Raw genomic sequence first — 7,493 nt, 5'->3', positions numbered from 1 at the left:
CCGGACGGCGACCTCCCCGGCCGGGCGGCGGGGGCGGTCGGACTGAACGCCGACGCGGTCTCGACGCCGGCGGCCACCCTCGGCGACACGGGAGCCGCCGGACCGCTCCTCGGGCTGGCCGCGGCGCTTCGCGAGGGGGCCTCCCCGACGCTCGTCGTCGGCTGGGGCAGCGGCGCGGGCGCGGACGCGGTGTTCGTCGACGGGCTCGCGCCCGTCCAAGGCGACCTCGACACCGACCGGGAGCTGACGTATCCGGCGTCGCTCAGACGCCGCGGCGAGATCACCGACGACGAACCGCCGGCGGGGGGCGGCGCGGCGGTGTCGGTGCCGACGTGGCGGCGATCCCAACCCGCGCGCTACCGGCTCCTGGCGGGTCGATGTCCCGACTGCGGGGCGCTCGCGTTCCCGCCCGAGGGAGCGTGTCCGGACTGTCACGGGCTCGGCTCGTACGAGTCGGTCCGGCTCCCGACCGACGGCGTCGTCGAGACCGCGACCGGCGTCTCGCCCGGGGGCGCGCCGCCGGAGTTCGCGCGTCAGGCCGAGCGCGGCGGCGACTACGCGGTCGCTATCGTTCGATTCGAGCGCGACGGTGCGGCCGCGAGCGTCCCCCTTCAGGTCGCGGACGCGGACCCGGACGCGGTCGAGGCCGGGGACCGCGTCCGGGCGGTGTTCAGACGGATCTACGAGCGGGAGGGCGTCGTGCGGTACGGTCGGAAGGCGTCGCTCGCGTCCGAGGACCGGTGAGTCGAATAGCGAGGCTGAGAGGGGTAGCAAGGCTGAGACGGGAAGCAAGGGCGAGCCGTTCGGTGTGACTGACGGAGCGCGGAAGGGAGCGTCGAATCAAAAGTGCCCGCGGGGGCCACGTCGTACCTGGGGGGGATGAGAGAGGCACACGACGGGACGGCCGTCCGCAGGCAGTTCACCCTAACTCCGTTGTGTGTAATCAGCGTTACGGCTGTGGATCGCCGATCTCCCCTCAAAGCGGTGTCGTCACCCGTCCCCTGCCGGATATCGTGCCATACTGATCCATAAATATAAATACGATGCCCGACTCGATTAGAGACGAGGTACACGCGAATGGCAACTGGGAAGGTCGATTTCTTCAACGACACTGGCGGTTACGGATTCATCGAGACCGAGGACGCGGACGAGGACGTCTTCTTCCACATGGAGGACGTCGGCGGCCCCGACCTCGAGGAAGGACAGGAGGTCGAGTTCGACATCGAGGAGGCAGAGAAGGGCCCCCGAGCCACCAACCTCCAGCGTCTGTAACGCGCTACCCGAGGTATCGTACCCGGACCGTCAGTGGTCCGTCGGAACTGTCGATCTCGATCCGTTCTTGCAGGGACTCGCGCGCCGCGGAGCGCCAGCCGTCGGCGCCGGTTCCCGGGAACCGCGGAAACCCCTCGGGGACGAACGCCCGGGGCTCGACGTGGACCGGTTCGGCGTCGCCGTCGTAGCCGTCGGCTCCCTCGGCGCCGGCGACGTGGAGGCGCGCGCGCATCCGACCTGAGAACGGGGGGGTGATCCTGAGCACCGCCTCCCGGCGCCCGCGGTCCCGAGCCTCGAGCGCGGCGAGCACGTCCTCGGCGGTCACGGCCAACTGGCGAACGACCGAGGGATCGCGGTTGTCGGACTCCGGCACGGGGGACTACGCCCTGACGTGGGTGATCCGTTCGAGCGGACCCGAGCAGTCCGGGCATGTCGCCCGGTAGGAGAGGGAACTAACGCTCGTTTCACACTCTCGACAGGCGAACGACTGTCCGACCATCGACAGCCCGTAGTACGGAGATGATGTTAAATGTTACCACGCCGGAGCCGGCGTGATTCTTGCGCCGTCGGTTCCGATCGGCTCGGAACCGTCCGCGCGGCTGTTGGGGCCGGGACACGGGCGGAAAACGCGAGGTCGGCCGACCGGGCGACGGGCGTCGCCTACGCCTCGTGGTCGGTGAAGAAGTCGGGCTTCACGGTTCGCTCGTCGACCTCGCCGCGGAGATGTTCGAGGAACTCGCTCGGGTCGACGTCGTTACGCTCGTTCTCGAAGCGGTCGCGAACCGAGATCGTTCCGGCCTCCTCCTCGTCGCCGCCGACGACGACCATGTAGGGAACGCGGTCGTCGTGGGCCGCGCGGATCTTCCGGCCGACCGTCATGTCGCGGTCCTCGACCTCGACGCGGAACTCCGAGAGCTCGTTCTTCACGCGGTGGGCGTAGCCGAGGTTGTCGTCGGAGATGGGCAGGACCCGAACCTGCTCGGGCGCCAGCCAGAACGGGAAGTCGCCGCCGAAGTGCTCGATGAGCACCATGAAGAAGCGCTCGTAGCTCCCGTACAGCGCGCGATGGATCATCACCGGGCGGTGGTCCTCGTTGTCCTCGCCCGTGTACGTCAGATCGAACCGCTCGGGCATGGTGAAGTCGAGCTGGACCGTCGGCCCGTCCCAGGACCGCCCGAGGGCGTCCTCGAACGAGAAGTCGATCTTCGGGCCGTAGAAGGCGCCGTCGCCGGGTTCGATCCCCCACTCCAGCGAGGACGACTCCAGTACCGCCTCGAGCTGCGACTCGGCCTGTTCCCACACCTCGTCGCTGCCCACGGACTTCTCCGGGCGCGTCGCCAGGTCGACGGACACGTCAAGGTCGAACGTCTCCAGCACCCGTTCGATGCCGTCCATTACCTGTCGAACCTCCGCCTCGATCTGGTCCGGGCGGACGAACAGGTGGCCGTCGTCGATGGTGAACGCCCAGGTGCGCGACAGCCCCGACAGCTCGCCGCGCTGTTCCTTGCGGTACACCTTCCCGTGCTCGGCGTAGCGGACCGGGAGGTCGCGGTACGACCACGAGCCCTGGTCGAAGATGGTCGCGTGCCCGGGGCAGTTCATCGGCTTGAGGCCGTACTCCTCGTCGTTCACGTCGAAGAGGAACATGTCGTCCTCGTAGTTCTCGTAGTGGCCCGACTCCTCCCACAGCTCCGTGCGGAACACGTGGGGCGTCTCCACCTTCCCGTAGCCGGCGTCGTCGTTCAGCTCGTCGACGTAGTCCTCCAGCTCAGAGAGGATCGTCTTCCCGGCGGGGTGATACAGCGGAAGCCCCGGGCCGGTGATCGTCGGGATGGAGAACAGGTCCATCTCGCGGGCGATCTTGCGGTGGTCCCGCTCCTTGGCCTCCTCGCGCATGTGCAGGAACTCCTCGAGGTCGGACTCGGACTCGAAGGCCGTCCCGTACACGCGCGTCAGCTGGTCGTTCTCCTCGTCGCCGCGCCAGTAGACCGAGGAGATGGACAGCAGCTCGAAGGCGCCGATCTTCCCGGTCGACTCGACGTGCGGGCCCTTACACAGGTCGCGCCAGTCGTCCTGCTCGTACACCGAGACGGGGTCCTCGCCGGCGGCCTCCTCGTTCAGGATCGCCGTCTTGTACTCGTTGTCGTCGTACTCCGCGAGAACGTCCTCGCGCGACACTTCGAGGCGCCGGATCTCGTGGTCCGCCTCGACGATGTCGGCCATCTCGGCCTCGATCGCGGCGAAGTCGTCCTCGTCGATGTCGACGCCGGCGACGTCGTAGTAGAACCCCTCCTCCGTCGGCGGGCCGATCGCGAGCTTCGCCTCCGGGTACACCCGCTGGAGGGCCTGCGCGAACACGTGCGCAGCCGAGTGTCGCAGCACCTGCAGGTACTCCTCGGACTGGTCGGTGACGATCTCGATCCGCGCGCCGTCGTGGACGGGCGCGGCCTTGTCGACGAGTTCGCCGTCGACGACGCCCGCGACGGTGTCCGTCCCGAGTCCGGGTCCGATCTCGTACGCCACGTCCTCGACGGATGCACCCTCCGGGACGGACAGCTCCGAGCCGTCCGGCAGGGTGACGACGATGTCGCTCATACGCGTTCGGTGCCGGGGGGCGCGAATAAGTCTTGTCGAACCGTGCGAGAGCGCCACGGCGGCGGTAACGTCGGGCACGCGCTCCGGGCTCGGTCCCATCGCTCGTGCCGCCCGTATCCCCGCTTCGGAAAGAGCCAACACCGGCGAGGGCGAAGCCGGGACATGGAGATCACCGTCGACGCCGACCGCCTCCGCGACGACATCGAGGCGACCGCCGCGTTCGGGGACATCGACGCCGGCGAGGGCCGTGGCCGAACCGTCCTCGTCGGCACGGAGGCGAACCGCCGCGCCCGCGAGTACCTCCTCGACCGCATGGAGGACGCCGGGCTGGACGTGACCGTCGACGCCGTCGGCAACGTCGCCGGCACGTGGACGCCCGACGGTGCGGACCCCGAAGCCGCGCCGGTCGCCGCCGGGAGCCACCTCGACTCGGTACCGGAGGGCGGCATCTTCGACGGTCCGCTCGGCGTCTACTCGGCGCTGGAGGCGGTCCGATCCATGCAGGACGCCGGCGTCTCGCCCGAGCACCCCGTCACGGTCGTCTCGTTCACCGAGGAGGAGGGACAGCGGTTCGCCGACGGGCTGCTCGGCTCCTCCGTCACGGTCGGCGAGCGATCCGTCGAGGAGGCGCTCGCGCTGACCGACGACGACGGCGTCACGCTGGAGGAGGCGCTGGAGGACATCGGCTTCCGCGGGGAGGGTCGGCTCGACGCCGCCGAGTGGGATGCGTGGTACGAACTCCACATCGAGCAGGACACCACGCTGGAGGAGGCCGGCGTTCCCGTCGGCGTCGTCACGACGATAACGGGGATCACGCACCTCGACGTGGAGATCCGTGGCGAGGCGAACCACGCTGGTGCGACCCACATGCACGACCGGACGGACGCGCTCGCCGCCGCGGCCGAACTCGTGCTCGACGTGGAGACGGCCGCGAACGAGGTCGTCGAGGCCAGCAGCGACTCTGCGGTCGGCACGGTCGGTTCGCTCGACGTGTCCCCCAACGCGACGAACGTCGTTCCCGGGCGCGTCGAGGCCGGCGTGGACGTCCGCGACGTGGAGTACGAGTCGATGGAGACGGTCGTCGGCGCCGTCGAGGAGACCCTCGACCGGATCGAGGACGAGCGCGGCGTCGAGGCCGCCTTCGAGCGCCCGTTCGACCTCCGGCCGACGCCGATGGCCGAGCGGCTCCGCGAGGCGGCCCACCGCGCCGGCGACGCCGCCGGGATCGGGACGATGGACCTCCACTCCGGCGCGGCCCACGACACGATGCACGTCGCGGACGCGACCGACGCCGCGCTCCTGTTCGCTCCCTCCCGCGACGGCATCAGCCACAACCCTCGCGAGTGGACCGACTGGGACGACTGCGCCGCGGCGACGAGGGTGCTGGCGGGCGCGCTCGCCGAGACTGCGGGCGTCGCCGGGGAGTAGGCGTCACCTCACGCCGCCAGCGCCACGTCGAGGTACAACATCACCACGACGCCGACCATCGTCCCGAGCGTCGCCACCCGCTCGTGGCCGCGCGAGTGCGTCTCCGGGAGGATCTCGTCGGAGATGACGAACAGCATGCCGCCGGCGGCGAACCCCATCGCGTACGGGAGGATCGGCGCGGCGATCGCGACGGCGACGGCGCCGATCACGGTCAGGGGGATCTCGACGAGCCCCGACCGGATCCCGGTGAGAACCGCGTACGTCCGGCGGTCGAAGCCGGCGTTGATCGCGGCGATCGACACCGCGAGTCCCTCGGGGACGTTCTGGAGGCCGATGGCGATCATGAGCGAGAGGCCGTTCGCGACGTTCCCGGAGCCGAAGCCGACGCCGACGGCGAGTCCCTCGGGCATGTTGTGGATGGTGATGGCGACGATGAAGAGGATCACCGAGGCGACCTTCGGGTCGACGACGGTCTGGTCGGGGCGGGACTGACCGGTGATGAGCACGTGGACGTGCGGCACCCAGTGGTCCGCCTGGTCGAGCACGAGCACGCCGAGGACGATGCCCGCGAGCACCGGGACCGGCGAGAGCAGTCCCGTCGCGGGGACGCCCGGAACCACGATCTCGGTCAGCTCGATCCCGGGGACGATGAGCGAAGTGAACGACGCCGCGAGCATCACGCCAGCGGCGAACCCGAGGGCGCCGTCGAGGAGTCGCTCCGACGGGTCGCGGACGACGAGGACGAGCAGGGCGCCGACCATGTTCATCCCCGCGATGACGATCCCGCCCACGAGCGCCTGGACGACGGGATCGGTCCCGACGAGATCGACGAAGAGTCCCTCGAACACGTCAGCCACACCGCCCGGCGGTCATCAAAAGCTATCGGTCGGGGCGGCCGGAGTCCGACGATGGTCTCCCGGTCACGGGTCCGGGACTGCTCGGCCACCGCACGCTCGGTGGCTCGACCGCGCAGATCAGTTCTCGGCTTCCGACGCCGAGGCGGCGCTCAACCGCTCGGAACGACCCTCGGCGACGCGGAAGCCACCCGTCTCCTCCCGGCCCGTGACCTCCCGCTGGGGGTACGGGATCTTGATCCCGGCGTCGTCGAGGGCCGCCTTCACCGTCCGGACGACCGCGGCGGTCGCGAGCGCGCGCTTGGGCGCGCTCGGCCGGTCGATCCAGAACCGACACTCCAGCACGACCGCCGAGTCGCCGAACGACTTCGGAACCACCTGCGGCGGGGGGTTGTCCTCGATCTCGCTCACGGTTCCGAGCGCGTCGTTCACGACCGTCTCCGCGGTCGCGAGGTCGGCGTCGTAGTCGACGCCCACGTCAACCGAGAGGCGGAGCTGGCCGAGGTGGGTTCGGTTCGAGACGGTCGCGTTGGCGACCCGCTCGTTGGGGATGACGACGACCTCGCCGCCGGCGGTGCGGATGCGGGTGTTGATGACGGTGATGTCGGCAACGATGCCCTCCTCGCCGTCGATCTCGACCCAGTCGCCCAGCTCGAACGGTCGGGAGAACATGAGCACGAACCCGGCGATGAGCGACCCGATCGTCGAGCGCGCGGCGGTGCCGACGACGATGCCGAGGAAGCCGGCGCCGACGAGCAGGCCGCCGAGGTTCACGCCCCACACGGTGAGTCCCCCGACGATCGCCGCCACCAGTACGGACACCTGGAGCACCCGGAAGACGATCCCCTTCTGGTGTTGGTTGATCGCGTCCGACTCGGCGGCGTAGTCGTCGAGACGGGATTCAAGCACGTCGATGGCGACGAGCGCGGCGCCGACGAGCCCGACCGACACGGCCAATCGGACGATCCGCGGCACGACCGCGGCCATCGCGTCGACCGCCGCCAGCGCCACGCTCACGTACCCCCACACGATCAGCGTCGCCAGCCCGGCGCCGAGCAGCACTGCGAACTGGAGCGTCCGGACGATGGCGGTGACCGGCAGGGCCCAGTCGAACTCGGAGACATCGATCGGCACTCGCTCGTCGCCGAGCACCCGGTCGCGGGAGACCCGGTGGACGACCCGGACCGTCCGCGGTGCCAGGAGGAGGGCGGTGACCGCCGCGGCCGTCAGCAGGACGACGGTCGCCGTCAGGCGTGCCTCGACGCTGCCGAACCCCTCCAGGGTCTCGCGGAGCACGGCGAGGAAGGCGAATTGCATACGTCTGACATCGAACGGGAACGCAAA

General features: G+C 69.9%; 7 protein-coding genes. 3 read left to right on the top strand and 4 right to left on the bottom strand.

Translation table 11 applies throughout. The features are described from left to right. Both GRX01_RS15785 and GRX01_RS15780 read left to right on the top strand, forming a co-directional pair. Window positions 1–744, top strand: a 744-nt coding sequence (locus GRX01_RS15785; RefSeq protein ID WP_201289623.1) for a Zn-ribbon domain-containing OB-fold protein, incomplete at its 5' end; no start/stop codon positions are given. 333 nt (window positions 745–1,077) lie between these two features. Continuing rightward, window positions 1,078–1,272, top strand: coding sequence for a cold-shock protein (locus tag GRX01_RS15780; protein ID WP_159669737.1), 195 nt, complete (start codon window positions 1,078–1,080; stop codon window positions 1,270–1,272). Between the two features lie 4 nt (window positions 1,273–1,276). On the opposite strand, the gene GRX01_RS15775 is transcribed toward GRX01_RS15780, so the two are convergent. Together GRX01_RS15775 and thrS are read right to left on the bottom strand one after the other, a co-directional pair. Then, window positions 1,277–1,645, bottom strand: coding sequence for a hypothetical protein (locus tag GRX01_RS15775; protein WP_321168158.1), 369 nt, complete (start codon window positions 1,643–1,645; stop codon window positions 1,277–1,279). Window positions 1,646–1,932: 287 nt separating this feature from the next. Next, complete coding sequence (gene thrS / locus GRX01_RS15770) at window positions 1,933–3,867, bottom strand: threonine--tRNA ligase (RefSeq protein ID WP_159669734.1); 1,935 nt, start codon at window positions 3,865–3,867, stop codon at window positions 1,933–1,935. 162 nt (window positions 3,868–4,029) lie between these two features. On the opposite strand from thrS, the gene GRX01_RS15765 reads away from it, so the two are divergent. After that, the gene (locus GRX01_RS15765) at window positions 4,030–5,295 is read left to right on the top strand and encodes a Zn-dependent hydrolase (protein WP_159669731.1); all 1,266 of its coding nucleotides are present in this window, start codon (window positions 4,030–4,032) and stop codon (window positions 5,293–5,295) included. A gap of 8 nt (window positions 5,296–5,303) precedes the next feature. On the opposite strand, the gene GRX01_RS15760 is transcribed toward GRX01_RS15765, so the two are convergent. Both GRX01_RS15760 and GRX01_RS15755 read right to left on the bottom strand, forming a co-directional pair. Then, entirely contained in the window at window positions 5,304–6,143 is an 840-nt protein-coding gene (locus GRX01_RS15760) for a ZIP family metal transporter (protein ID WP_394351395.1), read from the bottom strand. Window positions 6,144–6,269: 126 nt separating this feature from the next. Beyond that, entirely contained in the window at window positions 6,270–7,466 is a 1,197-nt protein-coding gene (locus GRX01_RS15755; protein WP_159669728.1) for a mechanosensitive ion channel family protein, read from the bottom strand. Window positions 7,467–7,493 lie beyond the last annotated feature (27 nt).

The sequence above is a fragment of the Halobaculum saliterrae genome (assembly GCF_009831625.1).
In the GTDB taxonomy this organism is placed as follows: Archaea; Halobacteriota; Halobacteria; order Halobacteriales; family Haloferacaceae; genus Halobaculum; species Halobaculum saliterrae.
This window is presented reverse-complemented; position numbering and strand designations above follow the sequence as displayed.

Coding starts and splice junctions, on each gene's coding strand:
- GRX01_RS15780 (WP_159669737.1), top strand. CDS start 1,078: ATGGCAACTGGGAAGGTCGATTTCTTCAACGACACTGGCGGTTACGGA.
- thrS (WP_159669734.1), bottom strand. CDS start 3,867: ATGAGCGACATCGTCGTCACCCTGCCGGACGGCTCGGAGCTGTCCGTC.
- GRX01_RS15765 (WP_159669731.1), top strand. CDS start 4,030: ATGGAGATCACCGTCGACGCCGACCGCCTCCGCGACGACATCGAGGCG.
- GRX01_RS15755 (WP_159669728.1), bottom strand. CDS start 7,466: ATGCAATTCGCCTTCCTCGCCGTGCTCCGCGAGACCCTGGAGGGGTTC.